Annotated in this window: 22 protein-coding genes, 1 tRNA gene and 1 pseudogene; 8 read left to right on the top strand and 16 right to left on the bottom strand. The window is 71.0% G+C overall.

What is annotated here, in order from left to right; translation table 11 throughout:
- Nucleotides 1-282: 282 nt before the first annotated feature.
- Nucleotides 283-897 (bottom strand): DNA starvation/stationary phase protection protein, encoded by a 615-nt coding sequence (locus IT184_08930; protein MCC7008925.1) that lies wholly within the window; start codon nucleotides 895-897, stop codon nucleotides 283-285.
- A 290-nt stretch (nucleotides 898-1187) separates the two neighbouring features.
- Between IT184_08930 and IT184_08925 the strand changes: the two genes are divergently transcribed.
- On the top strand, nucleotides 1188-1967 hold the full coding sequence (locus IT184_08925; protein MCC7008924.1) for a hypothetical protein: 780 nt from the start codon (nucleotides 1188-1190) through the stop codon (nucleotides 1965-1967).
- A gap of 27 nt (nucleotides 1968-1994) precedes the next feature.
- Nucleotides 1995-2978 carry an alpha/beta hydrolase gene (locus tag IT184_08920; protein ID MCC7008923.1) on the top strand — a complete coding sequence of 328 codons (984 nt, stop codon included), beginning with the start codon at nucleotides 1995-1997 and terminating at the stop codon, nucleotides 2976-2978.
- Nucleotides 2979-3037: 59 nt separating this feature from the next.
- Here the strand turns inward: IT184_08920 and IT184_08915 are convergent.
- The 3 genes from IT184_08915 to IT184_08905 form a co-directional block, all read right to left on the bottom strand.
- A tRNA-Gly gene (locus tag IT184_08915) sits at nucleotides 3038-3111 on the bottom strand.
- Nucleotides 3112-3152: 41 nt separating this feature from the next.
- Entirely contained in the window at nucleotides 3153-4508 is a 1356-nt protein-coding gene (locus IT184_08910; GenBank protein ID MCC7008922.1) for a phosphomannomutase/phosphoglucomutase, read from the bottom strand.
- A 46-nt stretch (nucleotides 4509-4554) separates the two neighbouring features.
- A complete protein-coding gene (locus IT184_08905; protein MCC7008921.1) occupies nucleotides 4555-5613 on the bottom strand; it encodes an NDP-sugar synthase in 1059 nt (352 codons plus the stop codon).
- A 69-nt stretch (nucleotides 5614-5682) separates the two neighbouring features.
- Between IT184_08905 and pgsA the strand changes: the two genes are divergently transcribed.
- Nucleotides 5683-6297 carry a CDP-diacylglycerol--glycerol-3-phosphate 3-phosphatidyltransferase gene (gene pgsA / locus IT184_08900; GenBank protein MCC7008920.1) on the top strand — a complete coding sequence of 205 codons (615 nt, stop codon included), beginning with the start codon at nucleotides 5683-5685 and terminating at the stop codon, nucleotides 6295-6297.
- Here the strand turns inward: pgsA and bamD are convergent.
- Genes bamD through aroC form a run of 9 tightly spaced genes read right to left on the bottom strand, consistent with a single transcriptional unit; the run spans nucleotide 6224 to nucleotide 13939 of the window.
- The gene (gene bamD / locus IT184_08895) at nucleotides 6224-7066 is read right to left on the bottom strand and encodes an outer membrane protein assembly factor BamD (protein ID MCC7008919.1); all 843 of its coding nucleotides are present in this window, start codon (nucleotides 7064-7066) and stop codon (nucleotides 6224-6226) included. The two genes, pgsA and bamD, sit on opposite strands and share 74 nt — an antisense overlap.
- A 14-nt stretch (nucleotides 7067-7080) precedes the next feature.
- Nucleotides 7081-8028 carry an NAD-dependent epimerase/dehydratase family protein gene (locus IT184_08890; GenBank protein ID MCC7008918.1) on the bottom strand — a complete coding sequence of 316 codons (948 nt, stop codon included), beginning with the start codon at nucleotides 8026-8028 and terminating at the stop codon, nucleotides 7081-7083.
- On the bottom strand, nucleotides 8025-8369 hold the full coding sequence (locus IT184_08885) for an acyl-CoA thioesterase (GenBank protein MCC7008917.1): 345 nt from the start codon (nucleotides 8367-8369) through the stop codon (nucleotides 8025-8027). The genes IT184_08890 and IT184_08885 overlap by 4 nt, the downstream gene beginning before the upstream one ends.
- Before the next feature lie 55 nt (nucleotides 8370-8424).
- Nucleotides 8425-9087: a ribulose-phosphate 3-epimerase gene (locus IT184_08880; GenBank protein ID MCC7008916.1), complete on the bottom strand. Its 663-nt coding sequence runs from the start codon at nucleotides 9085-9087 to the stop codon at nucleotides 8425-8427.
- Nucleotides 9084-9824: a PASTA domain-containing protein gene (locus IT184_08875; GenBank protein ID MCC7008915.1), complete on the bottom strand. Its 741-nt coding sequence runs from the start codon at nucleotides 9822-9824 to the stop codon at nucleotides 9084-9086. Before IT184_08875 ends, IT184_08880 begins: the two co-directional genes overlap by 4 nt.
- A 52-nt stretch (nucleotides 9825-9876) precedes the next feature.
- Complete coding sequence (locus IT184_08870; GenBank protein MCC7008914.1) at nucleotides 9877-11256, bottom strand: hypothetical protein; 1380 nt, start codon at nucleotides 11254-11256, stop codon at nucleotides 9877-9879.
- Nucleotides 11256-12212 (bottom strand): methionyl-tRNA formyltransferase, encoded by a 957-nt coding sequence (locus tag IT184_08865; GenBank protein MCC7008913.1) that lies wholly within the window; start codon nucleotides 12210-12212, stop codon nucleotides 11256-11258. Before IT184_08865 ends, IT184_08870 begins: the two co-directional genes overlap by 1 nt.
- Nucleotides 12209-12718 carry a peptide deformylase gene (gene def, locus IT184_08860; GenBank protein MCC7008912.1) on the bottom strand — a complete coding sequence of 170 codons (510 nt, stop codon included), beginning with the start codon at nucleotides 12716-12718 and terminating at the stop codon, nucleotides 12209-12211. The genes IT184_08865 and def overlap by 4 nt, the downstream gene beginning before the upstream one ends.
- The gene (gene aroC, locus IT184_08855; GenBank protein MCC7008911.1) at nucleotides 12719-13939 is read right to left on the bottom strand and encodes a chorismate synthase; all 1221 of its coding nucleotides are present in this window, start codon (nucleotides 13937-13939) and stop codon (nucleotides 12719-12721) included.
- A gap of 29 nt (nucleotides 13940-13968) precedes the next feature.
- On the opposite strand from aroC, the gene IT184_08850 reads away from it, so the two are divergent.
- The 3 genes from IT184_08850 to IT184_08840 are packed head-to-tail and all read left to right on the top strand — an operon-like array spanning nucleotide 13969 to nucleotide 18691.
- A complete protein-coding gene (locus IT184_08850; protein ID MCC7008910.1) occupies nucleotides 13969-16950 on the top strand; it encodes a sigma 54-interacting transcriptional regulator in 2982 nt (993 codons plus the stop codon).
- 29 nt (nucleotides 16951-16979) lie between these two features.
- On the top strand, nucleotides 16980-17900 hold the full coding sequence (locus tag IT184_08845) for an ABC transporter permease (GenBank protein MCC7008909.1): 921 nt from the start codon (nucleotides 16980-16982) through the stop codon (nucleotides 17898-17900).
- Nucleotides 17897-18691, top strand: a complete 795-nt coding sequence (locus IT184_08840) for an ABC transporter permease (protein ID MCC7008908.1) — start codon at nucleotides 17897-17899, stop codon at nucleotides 18689-18691. Before IT184_08845 ends, IT184_08840 begins: the two co-directional genes overlap by 4 nt.
- Here IT184_08840 and IT184_08835 read toward each other — a convergent pair.
- Entirely contained in the window at nucleotides 18684-20069 is a 1386-nt protein-coding gene (locus tag IT184_08835) for a tetratricopeptide repeat protein (GenBank protein ID MCC7008907.1), read from the bottom strand. The genes IT184_08840 and IT184_08835 overlap by 8 nt on opposite strands.
- 124 nt (nucleotides 20070-20193) lie before the next feature.
- Between IT184_08835 and IT184_08830 the strand changes: the two genes are divergently transcribed.
- Together IT184_08830 and IT184_08825 are read left to right on the top strand one after the other, a co-directional pair.
- Entirely contained in the window at nucleotides 20194-20811 is a 618-nt protein-coding gene (locus IT184_08830) for a sigma-70 family RNA polymerase sigma factor (GenBank protein ID MCC7008906.1), read from the top strand.
- Nucleotides 20808-20924, top strand: a pseudogene (locus tag IT184_08825) (zf-HC2 domain-containing protein). The gene IT184_08830 and the pseudogene IT184_08825 overlap by 4 nt, the downstream one beginning before the upstream one ends.
- Before the next feature lie 684 nt (nucleotides 20925-21608).
- On the opposite strand, the gene IT184_08820 reads toward IT184_08825, so the two are convergent.
- Nucleotides 21609-23732 (bottom strand): hypothetical protein, encoded by a 2124-nt coding sequence (locus tag IT184_08820; protein ID MCC7008905.1) that lies wholly within the window; start codon nucleotides 23730-23732, stop codon nucleotides 21609-21611.
- Between the two features lie 34 nt (nucleotides 23733-23766).
- A complete protein-coding gene (locus IT184_08815; GenBank protein MCC7008904.1) occupies nucleotides 23767-25584 on the bottom strand; it encodes a hypothetical protein in 1818 nt (605 codons plus the stop codon).
- Nucleotides 25585-25659 lie beyond the last annotated feature (75 nt).

The raw sequence follows: 25659 nt of genomic DNA, 5'->3' as shown, positions 1-25659 counted from the left end.
CGGGGATTGGACGCCGTCACGTGCTCACGATGGGATGTCAGGAGGAACGATGACACGGCCGAAACCGCGGAGGTCCACGAATCGCAGCCGGCGCCGCCGCGCGGGCAAGACGAGCCCGGCGTATCGAGATCGCGATCGGGGAGTCCAGGGCCCGCCCAACAAGCCTGGGCAATACGAGGATGGCAGTGACGATCGGACTGACACGCTCGGAGGCGGGCAAGGACCTGGCCAGGGCCGGGGAGCGAACCCTGGCGAGGTCCACGTGCCCGCTCCGCGCACGCGTCACTTCTGAGCGTGCTGGTGCGTTTCGTGCTCCACGAGCGGCACATCGACGACGTGCTGGGACACGAAGTAGACCTGCATCTCGTTCGTGCGCACGATGCTGCTCACGATCAAGTCGTTCGTACCGTCGTCGCCCTGCTCGCCGGCCATGTGCGCCATGGCCCGCGCCTCACGCAGAATCACCTCGTGCGCGTGCAGCAGGCGTGAAATCTGCGTCGAGACCGGCTCGCGTCCCTTCGGCGGCCGGGGGATGATCGTCAGCTCGGCCACGTCCGGCGCCATCGCGACGCTGATGCCGCCGAGCAGTTGAATCCGCTCGGCGATGACGTCGATCAGCGCGTCCTGCGCCTCGTGGTGCTTGTCGAAGAGCAAGTGCAGCGGGTAGAACGTCGGGCCCGTGACCTGCCAATGATGTTTCTTGTACAGGCTGGCCAGCGTCATCGTATCGGCGAGCAGTTGGTTCAGGTTTTCGACGCTCTGGCGGCACACCGATTCCGGCAGAGCGATCGGGGACTTGATCAGGTGCCCGTAGGGCTGGATCTCGTGCGGCTCACGATTACCGAGCGGCGCGGCATGCTGGAGGATGACGTCGGAGTCGAGGATTCGAGGTGCCATGCCCGACGCCGCTGCAGTCCTCGGGCCAACGTCTTGTACGCTCTTCCGCGACCGTTATTGGGCATGCGGGGTGAAGCCGCGCCTGGATCAGCGAAAATCTCCGTTCCCGTGCCAAGGAACTCACGCCGTTTTCAGGGCGTGTGTCTTGCAGTCCGTGCCCGAGTGGGACATCGAGTGGCGTACGGGCGAGCGACGCGCCGTCGACCGGTGCGCCGGGCCCTGCTCGGCCTGTCTTCGGTCCGGCCGCGGCGCGGCGGTGGCGCCGTTGGGCCGGCGCGATAGCGCACACGATGCGGACCGACGATCTGGCCGTCGCGACGATGACGCTCGCGCGTACCGAGCAGGAGGCAGCGCTGCTCTCGCGCGCGCTCGAGCTGCTGACCGCGCACGGATGGCCAACCATCGTCGCTGACGGGGCGTCGGTCCCGTCGTTCCGCGAGTTCCTGCGATCGCATCGGACGCTGCGGATGGTCGAGCCCGAGGGCCCGGGGCTCGTCGGGCAGGTGAGGCGTGCGATGGACGAGGCGGCGCGCCAGCACGGCCGCTTCGTGCTCTACACGGAGCCCGACAAGGCCACGTTCTTTCAGCAACATCTCGCGGGGTTCCTCGCCGCGGCGCCCGACGACGACGACGTCGGCGTGGTGCTGGCCTGTCGAACGCCGCCGGCGTTCGAGACGTTTCCCCAGACCCAGCGGACGACAGAGGAGGCGATCAATCGTCTGTGCGGGCACGTGCTGGGAGCGGATGGCGACTACTCGTACGGCCCGTTCCTTCTGAACCGCCGGCTCGCGCCGCTCGTGCGGCACGCGGAGGCCGAGCTTGGATGGGGATGGCGGCACTTCGTCTTCGGCGCCGTGGCTCGGCTCCGATGGCGGATCGTGCACGTGACGGGGCACTTCGCCTGTCCGGAAGAGCAGCGCGCGGAACACGCGGACGAGCGGCTGCATCGGCTGAAGCAGCTTCAACAGAACGTTGCCGGTCTGCTCCTCTCGCACCACGAGCGAATGGCTGATGCGATCTCGCGCTGCGCCGATCCCGCCGACCGCTGCGCGGATGATTCGATCTCCTGAATCTGTCACTATCGGTGGATGGGATGGATGCCGCCCGCACCGGGACGGCTCGTCGACGTCGGCGGCTTCCGGTTGCACGTCGCGACGGAAGGAACTCGCGGGCCTGCCGTCGTGTTCGATGCGGCGCTCGGCGGATCTTCGATCAGTTGGACCTTCGTGCAGCCGTCGGTCAGCCGGTTCGCGAGAACCGCTGCGTACGACCGGGCCGGCTTCGGCTGGAGCGATGCCGGTCCGCTGCCTCGCACGGCCGGCCGCTCGGCCGACGAGCTGCACACCGCGCTCCGGGTTGCCGGCGTGCCGCCGCCGTACGTGCTCGTGGGCCACTCGTACGGCGGGTTGGTCATGCGGATCTTCGCCGCGCGCTACCGGCGCGACGTCGCGGGTGTAGTGCTCGTCGATCCCGCGCATCCCGAGGATTGGGCCGATCCCGCGCCCAAGGAGCAGGCGCGCATCGACAAGGGCGTGCTGCTGTGCCGCTACGGCGTCGCGGCCGCGCGGTTCAGGCTGTCGCACCTCGTCGCGATCCTCGTGGGGCTCGGTGCCATGCGGCCGGCCCGGGCGCTGGCCGACACGTTGGCGCGTGGCGGCCTCGGCGGCGAGATCGACTACATCCTGTCGCCGTTCTGGAAGTTGCCCGCCGAGGTCCGCCGGCCGCTCCACCGATTCTGGGCGCGGCGCAGATTCTTCGAGGCGCTTGGCAGCCAGATTGGCTCGATCGCGACGAGCGCCCGCGAAGCGCTGGAGGCCTCCGCCTCGGGCTACGGCGACCTGCCGCTCATCACGTTGTCAGCCGCCGATCCATCCCCTTATCGTGTCAACCAGCAGGATGCGCTCGCGCGCCTGTCGTCGCAGGGCGCGCACCTGATCGCGAAGCGAAGCGGACACTGGATCCCTCTCGACGAGCCGGAATGGATCGTCGCGGTCATCCGCGACCTCGTCGACACAGTCCGAAAAGAGCGCTCGCCGAGCCCGGCGGCGATGTCGATCCCGCCCGTGGCGAGCGGCGTGTGACCGCGTCACTCTCGTCGCAGGCGGGCTGCTGTTCGTGCTGGTGTTCTCGGCTGGCGGAGTGGAGCGGGCTACGGGAATCGAACCCGTCTAGCTGGCTTGGGAAGCCAGAGCATTACCACTATGCTAAGCCCGCTCGGGCCACGCGATCATAGCAGGTCCAGGGGCCGGCCCGAGCTATCCTCGGATTACCCCGAGCACCTCGTCGCGTCTCTGTGCCATCAGCTCCGGCGTCAGCGCCTCGAGGTTCAGCCGCAGCATCGGCTCGGTGTTCGAGCCGCGGACGTTGAAGTGCCAATCGGGGAACTCGGCCGAGAACCCGTCGAGCGTGTAGGTGTGCCCATGCCGGTAGCGCTCGGCCAGCATGGTCAGCTTGGCGTCCACCTGGCTCATGTCGGCGACGCGGGTGTTGATCTCGCCCGAGATGAAGTACTTCGCCCGCAGCGGCGCGAGCAGATCGCGGAGCGTCATGTTCCGGCGTGACATCAGCTCGAGGATCAGCAGCGCCGGGATGAAGCCGTTGTCGGCGTAGTAGAAGTCCCTGAAGTAGTAGTGGCCGGTGACCTCGCCGCCGAAGACCGCGTTCTCTTCGCGCATCCGCCGCTTCATGAACGCGTGGCCGACGCGGTTCATCACGGCCTTGCCGCCGTGCGCGGCGACGACGTCCTTGACGGCGTAGCTCGCGCGCACGTCGTAGACGATCGTCGAGCCGGGCGACTTGGCGAGCGCGGCTTCGGCGAGCAGCGCCGTGATGAAGTCGCCCGAGATGAACTCGCCGGCGCCGTCGAGGAAGAAGCAGCGGTCGGCGTCGCCATCCCATGCGATCCCGATGTCGGCCTTCTCGGCGATCACCCGCTCGGTGATGTCCACGCGGTTCTCGTCGATGAGCGGGTTGGCCTCGTGATTGGGGAACGTGCCGTCGATCTCGAAGCAGAGCCTCGTCGTCCGGCACGGCAGCCGGTCGAAGAGCCGTGGCACGACGAGCCCGCCCATCCCGCTGCCGGCGTCGAGCACGACGTTGAACGGCTTGACGACGGCCGGGTCGATGAAGCCCAGCACGCGGGCGACGTAGTCGTCGAGGATCGACACCGTCTCGATCCCGCCGCGGGGCCGGCTCGACGCCGGGACGTGCCCGGTCGTCACCATGTCGCGGATCTCGCCGATGCCTTCGGCGCCCGAGAGCGGGAAGGCGTCGCGCCGCACCATCTTGATCCCGTTGTACTCGCCGGGATTGTGCGACGCGGTGATCTGCACGCCGCCGTCGAGGCCGAGGCTCGCGACCCCGAAGTACATCATGTCGGTCGCGCACATGCCGAGGTCGACGACGGTGGCGCCCTGTTCGCGCGCTCCGTCGATGAAGGCCGCGGCCAGCGACGGCGACGACACGCGCATGTCGCGCGACACGGCGATCCGGTCGGCGCTCAGGTACGCGACGTAGGCGCGGCCGATCGCGCGCGCGGCGCCTTCGTTCACCTCGGCCGGGTAGAGGCCGCGGACGTCGTACGCCTTGAAGATCGAGGGAGAGATGGGCATCGGGGCAACTCCGTGGTCTCGGGCGCGGCCGCGGCCGCGCCCCGGTTCACGCGCGCGAGAAGTCGGTGACGTGGCTTCCGTCGCCGAACACGCCGCCGTCGGCAACGTCGACATGGCGGCCGAACCGGCACTCGCGTCCGGCGAGCACCGCACCGATGCGGGCGCCCGCGTCCACGACCGTCTGCGGCCAGAGGATGGCGCCGCGCACGACCGTGCCCTCGCCGATCTGACAGTGCGGTCCGATGACCGTGTGCGGCTCGATCCGCGCGCCTCGCCGCAGCACCACGCCGGCGTCGATGAAGCACGGCGCATGAATCGTGACGTCGTCTTCGACGATCGCATCGGGCGAGACGACGGCCGCGCCGGGCGAGGCGGCGAACGGCGGCGCCACGAACCGGCCGATCATGATGTCCCGGTGCGCCTGGCGGTACTTCTCCGGCGTGCCGATGTCGATCCAGTAGCCGCGGTAGATCTCGGCGACGAACGTCTCGTTGTTGCGGATGAGCGACGGGAAGAACTCCCGCTCGATCGAGTACGAGATGTTCGGCGGGATCCGATCGAGCGTCTCGGGCTCGAGCACGTAGATCCCCGCGTTGATCGTGTCGCAGCGGATTTCGTCCGGGTTCGGCTTCTCGATGAAGCCGAGCACGTTGCCGTCGTGGTCGGTCTCCACCAGGCCGTAAGCGGACGGGTTCTCCACCGGCGTGAGCACGATCGTCGCGCGCGCCTTCCGATCGCGGTGCCGCGCGATGAGCGCCGGCAAATCGACGGACGTGAACACGTCGCCGTTGAAGACGACGATCGGCTCGCCGCGCGTGTCGCCCGCCGCGAACCGGATGGCGCCGCCCGTGCCGAGCGGGTGCGGTTCGACGACGTACCGGAGCGCGATGCCCATCGCCGAGCCGTCGCCGAACACCTCTTCGATCCGCCGCGGCTGGTAGTTGAGGCTCAGGACGACCTCGTCGATCTCGGGCACCTGCCGCAGCAGATCGATCTGGTACTGCAGGAACGGACGATCGAAGATCGGGACGACCGGCTTCGGCGTGTGGAGGGTCAGCGGCCGCAGGCGCGTGCCCTGCCCTCCGGCGAGCAAAATCGCTTTCATGCCGGCCGAAATCATAGCAAACGGCGATGCCGCCTTCGCCTTATGCCGTAATATTGAGCCGAGCCGCCTGTGAATCTGCCGAACGCGCTCACGCTCGGACGGATTTTTCTCGTCCCCCTGCTCGTCGTCGTGCTGCTCACCGGATTCGACGAGCAGGTCATGGGCATCAGCAACGAGATGCTCGGCGCCGCCATCTTCGGCGTCGCGTCGTTCACCGACTGGCTCGACGGCTACGTGGCCAGGCGCCGCGGGCAGGTGACCGGCATCGGCCAGTGGATGGACCCGCTCGCCGACAAGCTGCTCGTGACGGCCGCCTTGATCTCGCTCGTGCAGATGGGCCTCGCGCCCGCCTGGATGGTGGCCGTGATCCTCGGACGGGAGTTCGCCGTCACGGTCCTCCGCAGCGTGGTCCACGCGCGCGGGCAGAGCCTGCCGGCCTCGCCGCTCGGCAAGATCAAGATGGCGGCGCAGGTGATCGCGATCCTGCTGCTCATCCTGGGGCCGCGGCACATGCAGCAGTTCTTCGTGCTGGGCCAGGCGGCCCTGTGGGTCGCGACGATCGCGGCGCTCGTCTCGGCGGTCGACTACTGGCGGCGGTTCAACGGGGTCGTCACTGCGCGGCCGACGCCGGCGAGCCCGGAGCGGCCAGCACCGAAACCGGCGCAGGATCGGGTAAGCGCTTGAGCTCCTCGGCGCGCACCTTCGCCCGGTCCAGGAACTCGCTCGCCTGGTACTCCGCCAGCAGCTTCTCGTAGTACGGCAGGGCCTCCTTCGGCCGGCCCACCCGGTAGAACGATTCGGCCAGGTAGTAGTACGCCTCATCGCGCCGCGAGTACTGGGGGTCGTCGTCGATCACCGATCGGAGGCGCGGGATCGCCCCTGAGTACCACTGGTTGCGGAAGTAGTGGAGGCCAACGCGCATGTCGCTCGTCGAGAGCCGCTCGCGCGCCTCGCGCTGCAGTTTCAGCACCTCCGGTTTGTACTCGCTGTTCGGGTAGCTGCGGAGGAACTGGTCCGTTTCACGCAGCGTGTCGAGCGTCGGCGTTTGATCGCGATCGGACGACAGCATCTGCTTGAACTGCGAGTAGCCGAGCCGGTACTGCGCGTAGTCGGCGCGCGGATTGAGCGGGTAGAACCGGAGGAACTCCCGGAAGACCTCGGCGCCGAGCAGGTACTGGTCGTAGCCACCCTGGCCGAGGTGCGCGTCGCCGATGCCGAGCCGCGCTTCCTGGCGGTACGAGCTCTGCGGGTAGGCGTCGATGATGCGCTGGAAGTACTCGCGGGCGTCGAGCCAGCGCTTCTTCTGCAGGGCCTCGGTGCCTCGGTCGAAGAGATACTTGTCCGGTTCGCGCTCGCCGGGCGACGGCATCCGCACGGGCGCGACGCACGCGGCCAGCGAGGCGGCGAGCACGGCGGCGAGCGGCAACGCGAGCGATCGAGACCATCGGGTCATGCGCGTCATGCCGCTCAACGGACCTCCAGCACGCCGGACAGCCATCGATGCTCGGCGGCCAGCCCGTCGTCGAGCGTATGGGTCGGCCGAAATCCCAGCTCGTCCTTGGCGCGGGTCGTGTCGGCGAACGTGTCGCGCATGTCGCCCTTCTCGGCGGGCAGCCGCCGGATGGTCAGCGGGCGTCCCGTGACTCGGCCGATCGTGTCGAGCACCTGGTTGATGGTCACGCGCGTGCCGCCGCCGATGTTATAGACGCCGCCCGGCGTGCCGCGGTCGCCGGCCGTGCACGTGGCCGTCACGATGTCGTCGACGAAGGTGAAGTCGCGCGTCTGCTCGCCGTCGCCGAAGAGCGTGACGGGCTCGCCGACGAGCGCGGCCTTGATGAACCGGTGGAACGCCATGTCGGGCCGCTGCTTGGGGCCGTACACCGTGAAGTACCGCAGCGACACCGTCGGGACGCCGTGGTTCACGTGGTAGAGGTAGCAGAGGTGCTCGGCGGCCAGCTTGGTCACGCCGTACGGCGACACCGGCTGCAGCACCGAGTGCTCGCGCATCGGGATCGTGGCGACGTCCCCGTAGACGGACGAGCTCGAGGCGTACACGAGACGGTGCAGCGCCCGGCCCTTCGCCGCTTCGAGCAGCCGCTGCGTCGCGTCGACGTTGTGGGACGTGTAGGTGCGGAACTGCTCGCCCCAACTGCCGCGGACGCCCGCCTGCGCGGCCAGATGGAAGATGTGGGTGACGCCGTCGAGCAGCGGTTCGAGCGGCACGGTCTGCAGCGGCGCCTCGACGAACCGGAACGCCGATCGGGCGCGCAGCGGCTCGAGGTTGTGCTCCTTCAGCGCGCGCGCGTAGTAGTCGGTGAAGCAGTCCAGCCCCGTGACGTCGGCGCCGGAGTCGAGCAGACGCGCCGCCAGGGTCGATCCGATGAAGCCGGCGACGCCGGTGACGAGCGCCTTCACGCGAAGGCCTCCCGCACGCGCGAAGGCAGCCGGCACGGCCGGCCGTCGGCGCCGACCGCCGCGTGCACCGTCCGCCCGGTCGCCGCGACGGCCGACCGGCCGCTGACGGTCAGCTCGTACGTGAACTCCATGCGCGCGGGCGACGTCAGCGTCCCGGTCGTGGCGATCTGCACCTCATCATCGTAGCGCACCGGCTGGCGGTAGACGCAGCTCGCCTCGATGACCGGCAGCGCGACGCCCGAGGCTTCCATCTCCCGGTAGGTCCAGCCGAGGGTGCGCAGCAGGTCCGTCCGCCCGATCTCGAACCACACGAAGTAGTTCGCGTGGTAGACGACGCCCATCTGGTCAGTTTCGGCGTAGCGTACGCGCAGCGTCGACGTGGACGTGGGCACCGGCTCAGGCCTCGGCGGCGGCCCGGCGCAGCGCCTGAATGGCGCCGGCGACGTCGGCCGACCCGTAGATGGCGGAGCCGGCGACGAGCACCGTCGCCCCGGCGCGGACCAGCCGGCCGGCGTTGTGCACGTCGACACCGCCGTCGACGCCGATGCTCGCGTCGCTGCCGTTGACCGTCAGCAGGTCGCGCATCCGCGCGACACGGTCGAGGCTGCGCGGAATGAACGTCTGACCGCCGAACCCAGGGTTCACCGACATGATGAGCACGTGATCGACGAGGTCGATCACGTCGGCGATCGTCTCGACCGGCGTGGATGGGTTCAGCGCGACGCCTGCCCGCGCGCCGAGCTCCCGGATGGCCGAGAGCGTGCGGTGCAGGTGCGGCAGCACCTCCACGTGCACCGTGAGCGTGGCCGCGCCCGCCGTGACGAACGCCTCCACGTAGCGCCCCGGATCCTCGATCATCAGGTGCACGTCGAGCGGCACGCGCGCCACCCGATTGAGCGCCGCGACAACCGGCACGCCGATGGTGATGTTCGGCACGAATCGGCCGTCCATGACGTCGACGTGGATGAGGTCGGCGCCGCCATCCTCGGCCTGCGTGACCGCGTCGCCCAGCCGCGCGAAATCGGCCGAGAGGATCGACGGCGCGATCTGCACGGTCACCGGCTCACCTCCAGCACCACCGGCTCGCCGGCGCCGATCTGGAATCCGGGCTGCGGCCGCTGCCGGACGACGGTGCCGGACGGCACGCCGGGATAGGGCACGTCGGCGCTCACCGATACGCGGAACCCCCGGCGGCGCAGCAGGTCCACGACGCGGCTGGCCGGCGTGCCGATGAGATCCGGCATCACGAAGCTGACGCCGCCCTGCCCGCGGTTGACCAGCAGGTTCACCTGGCCGGCCCGCTGCTTCTCGGGCGGATCCTGCGCGATCACGGTGCCGGCCGGATACTCGCCGTCGTGGATTTCAGACCGGCTGGCGATGCCGATCTGCGCCTGCGCCAGCACGATCTCCGCCGTGCGTTCGGCCTGACCGACGACGGACGGCACGATCGGATCGCGTTGCCCGTCGCTCACGCGCACGCGGACCGTCCGCTGGCGCCGGAGCACCGCGCCCGGCTCGGGTTCCTGCGCGAGGATGCGGTCGGCCGGTACCTTGGGATCGGCCCGCCGCGACTCGACCTTCAGCGCCAGGCCTTCGTCGGCGAGCGCCGTCGTCGCGGCCGCGATCGTCATGCCCTTCAGATCCGGCACGGCCACCTCGCGCGCACGGTTCGTGACGCGAAACGCCGTCAGGAAGAACGCGCCGAAGGTCACCGCGAGCGCGACCGCCAGCACGAGCAGCCGGCCGGCGCTCCAGACGCGCGTGCCGAAACGGGACGAAGGCGGAGGAGAGGGCAAGATGTGTGGCGCGATGCTCGGGCAGGTATCGGGCCGTCGGGCCGGAAGTGTACTATGCGCCGCCGCGGCGCACCAACGTGGCCGCGAAGTAGGCGTCGAGCGCGTGGCGGAATGGCTCGGTGCGCAGGCAGCCGTCGGCGTCCACGACGTCCGCCGGCAGGCGCGCGGGCGGTGGCGCCAGCTCGAAGCCGTCGACCTCGGCCAGGAACGCGCGGACGACCTCGATGTTCTCTTCGGGTTCGCTCGAGCACGTCGCGTACACCAGCCGTCCGCCCGGCCGGACGAGCGCGGCGGCGGCGCGCAGCATCCGGCGCTCGTCGGCGACGAAGCGCGGCTGGTCGTCCTCGCGCCGGATCCACTTGAGATCGGGGTCGCGCCGCAGGGTGCCGAGCCCTGAGCAGGGCGCATCGAGCACGACGCAGTCGAAGATCGGACGGAACGGCAGGGGCTGCCGGGCGTCGAGAGCCACCACCGGCACGGGCAGCCCGCGCTCGGCCATCGTTCTCGCGAGCAGCCGCACCCGCGATACGCGATAGTCGCTCGCGATCAAGTGCGACCTGGAGCCGGGCCGTGTGAGCTCGAGATCGTCGGCGAGCGCGGTCGTCTTTCCGCCGGGCGCCGCACAGAGGTCGATCACCGTCTCGCCCGGCCGCGCGCCGGCGAACTCGGCGACGAGCTGCGCGCCCTCATCCTGCACCGCCATCGTCTCGGCGGTCGCCGGCGTGAGCCGGCCGAGGCTTCCTGGCGGAAGCCGAATCGCGCCGGCCGCGTACGGTGCCCGCTCCGCCTCGATCCCTTCGGTCCGGAGGGCGGCGAGCCGGTCGAGGACCGGCCGGCCGCCCAACGGACGAACCGTCACGGCGGGGGAGGCGTTGTTGAACCGGCACCAGCGTTCGGTGGCGTCGAACCCGTACCGTCGGAGCCACCGTTGAACCACCCACCGCGGGTGCGAGAGCGCGACGGCCAGATACGCGAGCTGCTCCTCTTCGGTCGCCGTCGGGCCCGGCCGCCGCGGCAGCGCAGCGCCGGCACGTGGCCGCGCGGCATCGGGATCACGGGCCATCTGCCGCAGCACGGCGTTGACCAGGCCGGCGGCTCTGGGCGCGCCGAGCGTCCTGACGGCTTCGACCGCTTCGTGGACGATCGCGTGCGGCGGCACGCGCTCGAGATGCCGCAGTTGATACGCGCCGAGGCGGAGCACGACCCGGACGGGCGCGTCGAGGTGCGCGGCCGGCCGACGGGCGGCAGCTTCGGTCAGCGCGTCGAGCTCGGCCTGCCAGCGCAGCGCGCCGGCGGCGAGCTCCACCAGCAAGCCGCGGTCGCGCGCGTCGGCCACGGCCGCCCGTTCGCGATCGAGCGCCGCCGCGAGCGTGGCGTGGCCTCGCTCCACCGAGAGGAGCACACGCGCCGCCGCGACACGAACGGCCGCCATCAGCCGGTCGGCACCGGATCCAGACGGTCGCCGGCGCTCAGGGTGTGGCCGAGCAGGAACTGACGCACGCTCATCGGCGTCTTCCCCTCCGGCTGGACGGTCGTCACCCGCACCGTTCCGGCCGCCGCCGCCACCTCGAACGCATCGGGTGTCACCTTCACGACCGTTCCGGGCGAGGCGTCCGAGGGATCCTCGTGCCCGATCGACGAACCGACGATCCGCAGACGCCGGCCGTGCAGCATCACCGTCGCCATCGGCCAGGGCTGCAGGCCGCGAATCCGGTCATGGACCTGCCGGGCGGGCTGCCCCCAGTCGATCCGGCTCTCCTGCCGTTCGAGCCGGCTCGCGTACGTGATCCCGTCCTCCGGCTGGGGCGTCTCCGCGACCGGTCCTTCCGCGAGCCGGTCGAGCGTCTGCACGAGCAGGCGCGCCCCCGCGTCCGCCAGCCTGCCCTCGAGTGCCGCGCTCGTCTCATCCTGCCCGATGGTCACCCGTTCCTGCGCGAGCATCGGCCCGGCGTCGAGCGCTGCGGCGACGCGCATGATCGTGACGCCGGTCTCACGGTCGCCGGCCAGGATCGCGCGGTGGACCGGCGCGGCGCCTCGCCACCGCGGCAAGAGCGACGCATGCACGTTGATCATCCCGAGGCGCGGGCGCGCGAGGAGCACCGGGGGCAGGATCCGTCCGTACGCCGCCACCACCCCGATGTCCGCCGTGGCGGCATCGAACGCGAGCAGGAACGGCTCGTCGCGCAGCCTCTCCGGCTGCAGCACCGGAACACCTCGCGCAGCCGCGAACGTCTTGACCGGACTTGGCAGCACCCGTTGGCCCCTGCCTCGCGGCCGATCCGGCTGGGTGACAACGAGGACGATCGGATGGGCCGACGCGGCGATGCGTTCGAGCGTGGTGAGCGCGAATGCCGGCGTGCCGAAGAAGGCGACCCGCAGCGACCTCACCACTGGCCAGTCCGCGCGAGCCTGCGGATCTTGCGCACGATCATCTCGCGCTTGATGCCGCGCAGGTGGTCCAGGAAGAGCACGCCGTCGAGGTGATCCAGCTCGTGCTGGAGCGCGCGAGCGAGCAGTCCCGTGCCTTCGACCACGCGCGAGGCACCGCTGCGATCCTGCGCACGAACGACCACGCGGCCGGGGCGCGCCACGGTGGCCGTGAAGCCGGGCACGCTCAAGCACCCCTCCTCCTCGAGCTGCACGCCCTCGCGCTCGACGAACTCCGGGTTGACCAGGGTGATGATCTCGCCGCCGCGTTTGCCCACGCTGAGGTCGATGACCGCGACGCGCAGCGCGACGCCGATCTGTGGCGCCGCGAGCCCGACGCCGGGCGCCGCGTACATGGTCTCGACCATGTCGTCGATGAGCCGGCCGAGATCAGCGTCGAACCGGTCGACCCGACCCGCTTTGGCGACGAGTGCTGGCACGCCATAGCGGACGATCGGCCGGAGCATTCACTTCCGCTCCACGGGGACGCGGAGCCGCGCCGCGAGCCGATCGGCGTACTGGGCCCGGGCGGCGGCGAGATCCTGCACGGTGTCGCCGCCGAACTTGTCGAGCAGCGCGTCGGCGAGCACGAAGGCGACCATTGCCTCGCCGACCACGGCGGCGGCCGGCACGGCGCAGACGTCGCTGCGCTCAATCGCCGCTGGCGCCTCCGCCATCGTCGTCAGCTCGATCGACCGGAGCGGTTTCATGAGCGTGGAGATCGGCTTCATCCAGGCCGTCGCGCGGACGTCCTCGCCGTTCGTCACCCCGCCCTCGAGCCCGCCCGCATTGTTCGTCGGGCGGGAGATGCCTGGCACCTGGCCCGTCGGCGCTCCGCCAGCGAGCACGATCTCATCGTGGACGCGCGAGCCGGGCAGGTCGCCGACGTCGGCGCTTCGGCCGATGCCGACCGCCTTGATGGCGTGGATCGACATGAGCGCCTGCGCCAGGCGGCCGTCGAGCTTGCGATCCCATTGCACGTGGCTGCCAAGGCCCGGCGGGACGCCGTGCGCGATCACCTCGAACGCGCCGCCGACGGTATCGCCAGCCTCGCGCGCCGCATCGATCCGCTCGCGCATCGCGGCGGCCACGTCCGGATCGACGCAGCGGAGATCATCCGTCTCGGCCAGCGCCCGCGCCTGCTCGAACGTGACGGCGAGCGGGTCGGCGAGCCGCGCGCCGCCGATCGAGAAGACGTGGCTCGCGACCTCGATCCCGGCGTGGCGGAGCAACGCGCGGGCGACGGCGCCCACGGCTACGCGCGCAGCCGTTTCGCGGGCGCTCGCGCGCTCGAGGACGTCGCGCAGGTCCTCCCGGTTGTACTTGAGCCCGCCTGACAGATCCGCATGCCCCGGCCGCGGCCTCGTCGTCGCCGCGCGCCGCGCGCCGGGCAGCGCCTCGCCGGGATCGGCGTCGACGCTCATCGTGTGCTGCCAGTTCGCCCAGTCCTTGTTGGGGATGAGCAGGGCGATCGGACCGCCGAGCGTTTGGCCTCGGCGCACGCCAGACAGAATCTCCGCGCGGTCCTTTTCGATCGCCATGCGGCGACCGCGGCCGTAGCCGAGTTGCCGGCGAGCCAGGTCGCGGGCAATCGCGTCGGCGGTGAGCGGCAGCCCGGCCGGCACGCCGTCGACGATCGCGACGAGCGCCTGGCCGTGCGACTCGCCGGCTGTCAGAAAACGAAGCATCGGGCCGTCATTCTATCGAACTTTCTTCAATGTCCTCGGCCATCACGCGCCGATCGGGCGTCGTCTCGCCGGGCCCGCCGTTTGCAGTCGATGGAGGCGTGACGGCCGTGCTCGTTGCCGATCGATTCCACCGGCGTGACGACGCCTCATGGATCGATCTGGCGACGGGTGCGGTCGTCGAGGTGCGCGTCGAGACGGGTCCACCGGATGCGATGGCCCGCGCGGAGACTGCCTGTCATCGGGAGTGGCACGGGCCGCCGACGCGGCTGATCGACTGGGGCCGCGCGGGGGATTGCGGGTGGTTCGAAACGCGCGGCGATCGCGCGGTCGATGCGGTCGCGGCGGATCGGGATGCCGCCACGTTGCTCTCCGCGGCCGACGGGCTCACGTCTCCCGGCGTGCACTGCCTCATCGCGCGCGATCTGGCGCCATCGTCGGACCTGGCGGTCGTCCTCGCCAGGCGCTATCGATTACAAGGTCTGTTGCCCCTGCGGCCCTGCGCTCTGCGGCTGTCTCCTCCAGCGGAGTGGGCCCTGCGCCGGCACGTCGCGCTCCTTCTGTGCGATGACGATGACGTAGCGGCAGCGCTGGCGTGGATGCATGCGCTGAGCCGCCTCAGCACCCGCACGCACCTGGTCGTCGACCTTCGCGAACCGCGGACGTCCTCGAGGCCGCGGCTCGCGCGCGATCGGACCGACGATGCCTGGTGCAGCGAGGCGCTCCCGGCGAGCGCCGGCCGTGTTCAGCGCGCGCTGCGCGCCGCCAGGCGGCGGCGCGCGGCCGAAGCGGAACGCTGGGCCCGCGCAGCGCTCGAATCGGCCCGACGTCACCGGAACACCGCCGGGCTGGCCGAGGCGAGCCGCGCGCTGGTCGACCTGTTGCTGGCGCGCGACGAGTACGCCGGCGCGCTGCGCTCTGCGCTCGACGTCACCGAACGTCTGCAGGGAAGCGCGCATTGGCCCGAGGGTGCAGCCGCACTGGCGGACGTGCTCGTGCCCTGTGGCGAGCTCGCGCGTGCGGACGCCCTCCTGACCACCGCTCGCAGTCATGGCGCGTTGACGGGCGCGCCCGTCTCCAAACCGGTACTGCGCGCGCTCGCGTGGCTGCGGTTCTGGCAGGGCCGGTTCGAGGAGTTCGCGACGCTCGCACACGACCTCGCCGGCTCGGCGCCGGAACTGGCCGGGCTCGCCGGGTGGGTCGCGCGCGACTGCACCCGGCTGCGCCGTGCGGCGTCCGAGCTCGCGAAGCACGCGCGACACGATCCCGTCACGGCGATGTGGTCGCACACCTTCACCGCCCTCGCCTCCGCGTATGTCGACGACGACGATGAGCGCCGAGCGGACACGGCGAAGGGGATGCTATCGGCGACCACGCGCGTCTCGCATGCGCACGCGGCGCGCCTCGCGCGCGCGCTCGCCGCCGACCTGCTCATCGCCGCAGGCCGGCCCGACGATGCCCAACGGGCGCTTGGATCCGTGGAGGTCTGGAGCCGCGCGTCGGTCGTCGAGCAGTGGCTCAGCCGCTGGTTGCGGGCGGCCGGCGACGCCAGAGAGCGGGCCGATCTCGCGATCGGGCTCGAGCGAACCGGCGCGCTCGGCCTTCGTCGCTGGGGATCGGGGAGAGAAGTCATGCAGCTCGCGCACGAAGTGCCGGCGGTTCTGCAGCTCGTCCAGGACGCCGACGACGAGGCGGTCGCGCTCGCTCGCGGCTGTCAGTGGCTCCGCCGCACGGCGGACGCGTGCGGCGTCGCGGTGCTCGCCGCGGAGGACCTGGCTCTCGTGGCGTCGGACGGTTGGTCGGCCGCCGACGTCGTCGCCGCCGGATGGACGCCCGGCACCATGGAGGATCGGTGCGCGTCGTTTCACGGCGACACCGTCCTGGTCTCGGTGGCGATGAAGCATGCCGGGACGCCCATCGGCTGGCTGGTCGTGCGCGGGGCCGCCGAGCGGGGCAGCACGTTCCGCGACCTCGGACGTGTTCTGGCCGCCGTCTGTGCGCCATCGCTCCAGGGCCGGCTCGACGCGCTCGCCGCCGCGCGGCGCGGCCCGGCGCTCACGCCGGAAATCCTGGGCGTCAGCCCTGCGATCATGTCGCTTCGCGAGTCGGTGGCGAGGGCGGCAGTCACGCCCTTCTCAGTGCTGATCGAAGGGGAGAGCGGCACCGGCAAGGAGCTCGTCGCGCGGGCGATCCACCGGCTCAGCCCGCGCCGCGACCGCAGGCTGTCGTCGCTCAACTGCGCCGCGCTGAGCGACGACCTGATCGAGGCGGAGCTGTTCGGCCACGTGCGGGGTGCCTTCACCGGCGCGGTCAATCCGCGCGTCGGCCTCTTCGAGGAGGCCAACGGCGGGAGCCTCTTCCTGGATGAGGTCGGTGAGCTGTCACCCCGCGCCCAGGCGAAGCTGCTGCGCGTCCTCCAGGAACGCGAGCTGCGCCGGGTCGGCGAAAACGTGCCTCGCGCCGTCGACGTGCGGGTGATCGCGGCGACGAACCAGCCGCTGGCCGATGCCTGCGCCCGCGGCGCCTTTCGTGCCGACCTGCTGTTCCGGCTCGCCGTGGTTCGCATCCGCACCACGCCCTTGCGCGAGCGGCCGGAAGACATTCCGGTGCTGGCACGGGCCCTGTGGCACGCGCTCACGCTCGAGGCAGGGCGACGCGTCGTGCTCGGGCCGGATGCGCTGGCCGCATTGTGCCGGCACGCGTGGCCGGGCAACGTGCGGGAATTCCAGAACGTGCTGGCCGGGCTTCTGGTCGTTGCGCCCGAACGAGGCCGCGTCAGCGTCAGACACGTCCAGCAGGTGCTCTCGAGCGAGGCCGAGGTGCCGGGAAGTGCGCCCCTGCACCTCCTGCGATCGCAATTCGAGCGGCGCGCGATCCGCGTCGCGCTCGCGCGGCATGGCGGCCGACGCGCTGCGGCCGCCCGCGAGTTGGGCCTCACGCGGCAGGGGCTCGTCAAGGCGATTCGCCGGCTCAAGCTCGGCGGAGCAGACGGCGAAGCGGAAGGGGTTGCCTGAGCGCGGCGGTTGGAGGATTATCGCCGCCGATGTTGCGCTTCATCGCGCGCCGCCTCGTGCTGACGATGGTGGTGCTGGCGGGCGTCGCCACGCTCGTCTTCGCGCTCATTCACCTCGTGCCCGGCGATCCGGCCGCGGCGATGCTCGGCGAATCGGCGTCGCCCGCCGACCTGGCGGACCTGCGCGCGAAGCTCGGTCTGGACGCGCCGCTCTTCGCCCAGTACCGCGCCTACATGACGGGCGTCGTCGCGGGCGATCTCGGCACTTCGTTCCGCTACAACACGCCGGTGACGCGCGAGATCGCCGCGCGGATGGGCGCCACCGCCCAGCTCGCGCTCGTGGCCATGGCCATCGCGATCGCGATCGCGCTGCCGCTCGGCGTCGCGGCCGCCCTCCAGCGCGGGCGTGCGCTCGACCACGCTGCGATGACGATGGCGCTGGCGGGAGTGGCGATGCCGAACTTCTGGCTCGGACCGGTGCTCGCGATCGTCTTCTCGGTCGGCCTCGGCTGGCTGCCGGTGTCGGGCACCGGCACGTGGCGGCATCTCGTCCTGCCGGCCGTCACGCTCGGCGCGTCGCTCGCCGCCATTACCGCGCGCATGACGCGGGCCGCGCTCGTCGAGGAGCTCGGCGAGCTGTACGTGCTGGCGGCGCGCGCGCGCGGCCTGTCGCGGACACGCGCGGTCGTCGCCCACGCCTTGCGGAACAGCCTGATCCCGGTCGTAACGATTCTCGGGCTGCAATTGGGCTCGGTGCTGACCGGGACGATCATCACCGAGACGATCTTCGCGTGGCCCGGCGTGGGCAGGCTGCTCATCCAGGCGATCAACTTCCGCGACTATCCGCTGGTGCAGGGCTGCATCCTGCTCATTGCCGTGACGTACGTCACGATGAACTTCGTCGTCGACCTGCTGTACGCCTGGCTCGATCCGAGGATCCGGTACCAATGATCCGTCGCCTCGGCGCCTTCGTCATCCTCGTCATCGTGATTGCCGCGATTGTCGGACCGGCCGTCCTGCCCGATGATCCGGTCACGCAGGATCTGGCCGAGAGGCTGACGGGGCCGAGTTGGCGGCATCCGTTCGGGCGGGACGAGCTCGGGCGCGACGTGCTGGTGCGGCTGGCTGCCGGCGCGCGGGTGTCGCTGCTCGTCGGCCTGGCCGTCGTGTCGCTCTCGGCCGCCATCGGCACGGTCGTCGGCGCCGTTGCGGGCTATGCGGGCGGCTGGGTGGACGAGCTCACGGGGCGCGTGATCGACGTGCTGCTGGCGTTCCCCGGCATCCTGCTGGCGATCGCGCTCGTCGCCGTCCTCGGCCCGAGCATCACCAACGTCGTTCTGGCGCTCGTGGCGATTGGTTGGGTCGGCTACGCACGGCTCGTTCGCGGCCAGGTCCTCAGGCTGCGCGAATTGGAGTACGTCCAGGCCGCGCGCGCGCTTGGGGCATCCACGACGCGGGTGCTCGGCCGGCATGTCGTGCCCGCGACCTTTCCCGCGGTCACGGTGCAGGGAACGCTCGGCATGGCGAGCGCCATCATCGCCGAGGCGTCGCTCAGCTTTCTCGGGCTCGGCGTGCAGCCGCCGACGCCCAGTTGGGGCACGATGCTCGACGCCGGCCGGTCGCACCTGTTCGACGCGCCGCACCTCACGATCTTCCCCGGTCTGGCCATCGCGCTCGTCGTGCTGGGCTTCAACATCCTCGGCGACGCGCTGCGCGACCGGCTCGATCCGCGCGTCACCTGATCGTTCGCGAGAGCGTGCGCAGGGCCGGGTCGGCTGCGTCGAGTGCGAGGGCCTCCCGGAGCGCCGCTCGCGCACCGTCGGCGTCGCCGGTGAGCCAGCGGGCCCGCGCGAGCAGGCCGAGCGTGTCGGGATCGGACGGCGAGGCGTTGGCGGCTTCGGTCAGCGCGGCGAGCGCATGGCGCGGATCGCCGGCCTCGAGTGACAGGGCACCGATCCGGCGCGCACGCGCGACCCGCACGGCGGCCGGCACCGTGTCACCGTCGAGCGCGTCCAGATCCACGAGCGCGCGCCGCGCCACGCCGGCGTGCCCGTTGCGTTCGGCCGCGTCGGCGAGGAATGCGAAGGCTTCGGGATCGACCGGCGACGTGGCGACGGCTTCTGCGAGGATACGCTCCGCCCCGGAGGTGTCGCCCGACAGGAACAGCGCCCGGCCGAACAACGCCAGCCCTTCGCTCCGCCGCGCCGAGCCGGCCAGCGCACGTTCCAGCGTGGCGAGCGCGGCCGTCACCGCGTGCCGATCGTGGCCGTGTTCGGCCTGGCCGAGGCGGACCCGGCCGATTGCGAGCCACACGCGCGAGTCGTTGGGAGCCTCGGCGGCCGCCGCGTCCAGCGTGGCGAGCGCCTCGTCGAACTCGCCAGCCCGTGCTCGCGCCAGGCCGAGCGCGAGGCGCCGGTCCACTTGCGCATCCAACGCCGCGAGCGCGTGGAGCTGCGCCATCTCGTCGGCCGGCTGGCCACGTTCGCGGTACAGGTCGGCGAGCTCCTCACGGGCGGCGACGAGCGGCGGCGCGAGACGGATCGCGTGTTCGAGCGACGCCGCGGCTTGCGCGAGATCGCCCGCGTCGCGATACACGAGTCCCAGCAGGTAGTGCGCTTCGGCCATGCCGTCGTTGCGCGCGAGCGCGCGTTGCAAGGGCTCGCGCGCAGCGGCCGGTGCGCCCGTGCGATACAGCGCGAGCGCCCAGGCGTAGAGCAGCGCCGGATCCTCGTCCTTGAGCCGCATCGCCGCTCGGCCGTACCACTCGGCCGCCGCCGCCGGCTCGCTGCGCTGGTCGTACACGGCGCCGAGCGCGATGAGCGGCTGGGCCGCGGTCGGAGCGAGCCGCGCGGCCTCGCGCAAATCCCGGACGGCCTGCTCGTCGAACCCCTGCGCACGATACGCCTCGCCACGGCGGTAGTACGCCGGCATCGAGCTCGGCCGAAGCGCGAGCGCGCCGCTGAACAGCTCGATGGCGACGGCACTCCGCCCGTCGGCGAGCGCCGCCTCGCCCTCCGCGAGCAGCCGCCTGTACTCCCGCTCGCGCTCGAGGTGTTGGACCAGGAGCACGACGGCCACGACAGCCGCCGTCGACGCGAGAATCACCGCCAGCCGGCGCACGCCGCCATCTTACCGGGAACGGAGTCTAAAGAAGGGCAAAGGGCAAAGGTAAAGGGAAGAGGTAGAAGGGAAAAGGGCGAAAGGCGACTGGGCGATGCGCCTGAGACGCCGCGAGGGTGCTACGATGTCGAGTACCACGAACGTGAAGCCCGCCCGAGTCCTCCCGTGGTCGGAGACCTATAGCGGCGATTGGGCGCTGGTGCAGCAGTGTGCGGCTGGCGACGATGATGCGTGCACGCGGCTGGTCACGGACCATCAGCGCATGGTGTATCAATTGAGCCTGCAGTTGCTCGGCGATCCGCAGGAGGCGCTCGACCTGTCGCAGGAGGTGTTCCTCCGCGTCTTTCGCACCCTCGGCCAGTTTCGCGGGCAGTCTGCCCTGAAGACCTGGATCTACCGGATCGTCGTCAATCAGGCCTCGAACCGGCAACGCTGGTGGCGGCGGCGCCGTAAGTCACAGCAGGTGCCGCTCGAGGAGCTGGCGGCGCTCGGCGGCGAGCTGACGGAGTCGCGGAACTTCGCGCAGCCGGACCGGGTCTTCCAGCAGCGCGAAACCGCGGGCCGCGTGTGGGCGGCGCTCGACGACCTGCCGTTCGATCAGCGGACGGCCATCGTGCTTCGCGAGATCCACGGGCTGAGTTACGAGGAAATCGGCGAGTCGTTGAGCGTGGCCGTCGGGACCGTGAAATCGCGGCTCGCACGGGCGCGCGCGACCCTGCGCGACAGGCTGGTGGAAGCATGACGCCGTTTCAGTGCGACTTCGTGCGGCTGCATCTGGCGGCCTTCGTCGACGGCGAGCTGGGCGGCGCCGACGTCCTGCGCGTGGTCGATCATCTCGGCGACTGTGCGGCGTGCGCCGCGCACGTTCGCGAGCTGCGTACCCTGGGCGAAGCGCTGCGCGCGGGTGCGCCCCCCGACGAACCGCTCAGCTTCGGCGCGCTCGCGAGCGCGGTGTTGGCTCGCCGCAAAGCCGACGCCGCCGTCTCGTGGGCTGGGCTGCTGACCCGTGCCCAGGAGAATCACTGGCTGATGATCGGCGGCGGCTCGGTCGCCGCGACCCTCGTGTCCACCCTGGCGCTTTCCGTCATCCTCGCGTTCGGTCCCACGCCGGAACGCGGCGACTCGTTCGCCGCGCTGATCTCGAATACCGAGGAGCTCGCGTACATCTTGCCGGTCGGCCAGGAATCGATGCTCCTGCAGGTGGACGAGATCGGGCCGCTCGCGACCCGTGCCTCCGACGAGATGGCCGAACGGGTCGTGCACGAGTCGCGCGGCACCGAGGCCGATCTCGTGGACGCGCTGCTCGCGGTCGTGACCGACAAGGGGCGTCCGGTGCCGTTCGAAGCGATGGATCGGAGCAGCCGCCGTCAGACCGAGGAGCTGCTGCAGAAGATCAAGCACCTGCGTGTGAACGGCTCCATGCCGCTCGGGGTTGCCGTCGGCGTGCGGCAGTTGCACGTCCGGGCGTTCACGACCGTGAGCGCCAAGTCCTCCGACTCTGGCTCGTAGGTCTTCCGGCTCCCGGCACGATCGCCCCGTTCACCGCGCCGTGTTCGCTCGCGTCGTGACGTTCTGGAGCAGGTCGGTCGCGCGCACCACGACGCGCGCGGGATCGACGCCGGCGTCGAGCGGAACCTCGTACCGCTCGTCCGGTGCGTCCGCCAGGCCGTCCTGCGGGTAGACGAGCTGCCACGGCCCGCCGCCGATCGAGTACTCGACCTTCTGAATCGGGCTGCGCGCGTCGGTCACGCGCACGAGCAACCGTACCGCCGCCCCCTGCCGGGCCACCTCCGTGACGATCGCGGGCGGCGTGTTGTCGACATCGATCGGATCGCTTTCCTTGTCTCCCGCGAGCGCTCGATCCACGGCGTTCGTCACCGAGTCGGAGGCACGCACACGGACGAGGTAACGGCCGTCGGGGACGGCGGTCGTGTCCCACACGTAGATGCCGTCGCTCAAGCCCGTCCGCAGCGGTTGCCACTCGGTCGCACCCTCGCGGCGGTACTCGAGGCTGTAGACCAGCCGATCGGTCTCGTCGTCGTCCTCGGCTTTCCACGTGATCGTTTGAAGCCCGCGCTGGAACATCCGGCGGCCTGGCGCCGGCGTGGGCGGGCCAGGATCGCCTGGCGCGCGGCGCGCGTTGGCGACCGCTTCGTCGAGGCCCGCCACCGCGCCTTCCTCGTTGACGAACGGCCGCTGGAACACGACGCCGGGCGGATACACGGTCACGCTCTGCACGACCGGCCGGTTGTTTCGCGTGAGATAGGCGACGGTCACGCCGGTGAGCTGGGCGGGTGAACCGGCCGCGGCCGTCAACGTCGCTCGCCACTGGAGGAACCGCGCCGCAGGGCTGGCGATCGGCTGACCCTGCGCCGTGCCGTACGGGGCCGACCAGTCGCTCCACGAGTCATCCGGCTGCTCCGTGTTGCCCGACCGCGTCGACAGCGTGACCGCACCAACGGCCTCCCACCGGACCAGTCCCCACGTCGCCGAGCTCGACGTGTCGCGCACGGGCGAGACGTAGGTGGCCGGCGATTGTGGCCCTGTGCCCACGGACACGATGCGCCCGGGGTTGGCGGTGGCGAACGCCGCCAAAGCGCGCGTCTTCGGGTTGGTCACGAACTTCGTGATCTGCCGGGCGTCCACGCCGGTGAGCAACGCCACGTCGCGAGTCGGCGTCACGCGGTAGAGCCGCCCGGCCGGGCCCGTCGCCGCGACGACGCCGTCCGTATCGACGGCGACGTCGTAGATCACGTCCGGCGCGTTCCAGATCGCTTCCCACGTGCCGTTCGCGTCGATGCAGTACAGCGTCGAACGCCGCGGCGAGGCGGACGTGCTGGCCGGCGTGGTCGGAGCGGCAGCGGCCGCGATCGTGGGCGTGTCGCTGCTGCTCCCGTCGTCGCTCCGCAGGACGGCGGCCGCGTACAGCGCGCCGCTCGCCGCGTCGACCGCGATGGCGCGCATCTCGGCCTGGCCCGCGTCGAGCACGACGAACGGCTTCTGGCTCGCGTCGAAGCGGTACAGCCGGCCCGGTGAATCCGTGCCGGCCAGCATTCGACCGCTCGCGTCGCGCGCGAGCGTGACGACGTGCGCGGCGGGTGGGCGATAGACGACCTGGGCCGTGCCGTTTGGATCGACACGGTAGATGACGGCCGGATTGCCTGCGCCGACCCAGAGCTGTCCCACCGGATCGACCGCCAGCGCCCAGATGTACTTCTCCTCGGGATCGAAGAACGGACGCGCCGATCCGTCGGCCTCGATCGCGTAGACCCTGCCGTCGGGCGCCGTGGCGGCGTAGACGCGCGAGCCCGCCACTGCCAGCGCGAACACGTTGTTCTCGTTCGAATCGAACACCGTCGTGTCCGGCTGGTTGGGTCTGAGGCGGATCACCTGGCCGTCGCCGCCGGTGCCGGCCCAGAGCGAGCCGTCTGGTCCCTCGGCGAGCGCCCAGATCTGCGACGGGGTCGACGTGAGCCGGTTGACGAGCTGCGGGCCGGCCGTGATGACGCCGGCCATGCTCACGTAGACGCCGTCGGATCGGCCCTTCAGGAACTCGCTCGCCGTGGCGACGGTCCAGAACGTCGGGCCGGCGGCCTGGACGACGAAGGCCGGCGCGAGCGCGGCCGCCAGCAACACGGCAAAGACCAGGCGAGATGACTTCATAGACGGGCCTGACGACAAGCGAACGAGCTGCGGGCTACGGTGCAGGAGAAAGCGTGAGGGTCAGCTCCCTGGAGCCTCGGACGGCGACGTCGAGCCGCCGCTCCCACGAGCCCACGAGCGTCCGGCTGACCGGCGTGCGAATGGTGGTGGTGTCGGTGTCGAGCACCGACCGCACCGAGGGCGGCAGCGCCGGCAGCGTGTCGCCGCCGACGACCGTGCCCTGGCTGGCGGAAATCAGGCGCACGTACAGCCGGTTGTTGCGCCGCGTGTCGTTCAGATTCCCGAGCATCTCGCTCCACGTCGTCGCCTTGCCCGGTTTGAGGTCCTTCTGCTCGAGGCTGGTGAGGCCGGCCGCGTCGGTCACGAGCAGCGTGAGCGGACCGTCGGCGAACGCCGGCATCGTCACCGGCACCGTCACGACGCGTTTGCCGCCGCGGTAGTCCTGGAGCTGGATGTGCAGGCTGTGCGTCGCGCCGAAGCGCGGGCGCACCGTATCGAGCCACGCGCGGTCGATCGTCGTCGACTCGCGCGTTTCGGACGCGTGGAACTCGATGTCGATGCGCTCGGGCACGACCGTCGCGAACTCGTTCGTCATCGCGGCGCCGATCGGCCCGGCGACGGCGGCCGCCGCCGCGGCGCTCGCGCCATCGCCCGAGAAGAGATCGTCGATCGTCACGCGGCCGTTCTGGCCGAACGACACCGCGCCGCGCGCCGCGACCGTCATCACGCCGGCCTCGCGCTCGTAGGCGCTCATCGCGCTCAGCATCGCCACGTACGTGAAGAGCGGCGTGAGCGACTGGTCGCGCAGGACCGAGAACGAGAACTGGCGCGCAGGCGCGCGCGACGACGTGAGCGACAGGTGCACGTCCACTTCACGCGGCCCGGCGCCGAGCGTCCCGCCGACCGCCGTCGCACGATCCTGGCTGATCGTCCCGATCACCGGACCGAGCGACGAGATCTTCATCGAGCTGTCGAGGCTGGGCAGCACGGTGTGGACCTGTGCCTTCGTCATCGGGAACGCCGTCGGGCCCAAATTGAGAAACGGATGGCCGAAGGCGTAGACGCGCGTGCCGTCGACGTACGTCACGGTTCCGGTGGCCCCCATGTCGAGGTCGCCGTGAATCAGGCTCATGCCGACGGGATCGCCTGGATTGAGCGGACGGTCCGCGCCCGCCGGTCCGCCGGCGCGGGTCCCGGCTTCCGCAGACAACGCCCGCCGCACGTCCTGGTCGATCGGACCGTCGAAGCCGTTGAAGACCATCGCGGCGCCGATCGGGCGCAGCGCGGGCGCCAACTCGGCGAGCGACGACGGGCCGACGACCCGCATATCGCCGGAGAGTCGGCCGAGCGGCGCAGCAGCCCGCGTCATCATGGCGCCGAGCGCGGCGAAGACCTGCGTGGGCGTGGCCGGCCACGTCATGGCCAGCGAGGGATCGGACGGGCGCGGTGCCGTGCTGTCGACGGCCTCGATCATCTCCGCGATGGGCGTGATGCCGGCGATCGGCTCCTTCGGAAACGATCCCAAGGCGTAGGACACGGCGCCGACCAGCCGGCCGTCGATGTACACCGGACTGCCGCTCATGCCCTGAATCACGCCGGTCGTCGCGAGCGGACCGCCCTCCAACCGCGCGAGCACCAGGTTTCGCCGGGGACCGATCGCGTTGCGCAGCACGCCGATGACGGTCGCGGTGAACGGCTCGCGCGCGTTGCCGGCGAACACCGTTTCTCCCGTGCCGGCCATGCCGGGCCTGATGTCGTCGATCGGAAAGAACGGGCTGGGCTGCTGCGGGGCCGCGACCAGCGCCCCGACCATCGCGACCAGCAGAGCGGTGCCAACGAGTGGTTGTCGCATGAGCGTGGGGAAATGCCCTACGAAAGGCCCTACGGAAGTTTAGACGCGTTATAGCACGCAAGGACTGGAAAGAAC

The organism is Acidobacteriota bacterium (assembly GCA_020853395.1).
Taxonomy (GTDB): Bacteria; Acidobacteriota; Vicinamibacteria; order Vicinamibacterales; family SCN-69-37; genus JADYYY01.
Note: the sequence above shows the minus strand (reverse complement) of the source record. Positions and strands in the feature narration are given on the sequence as shown.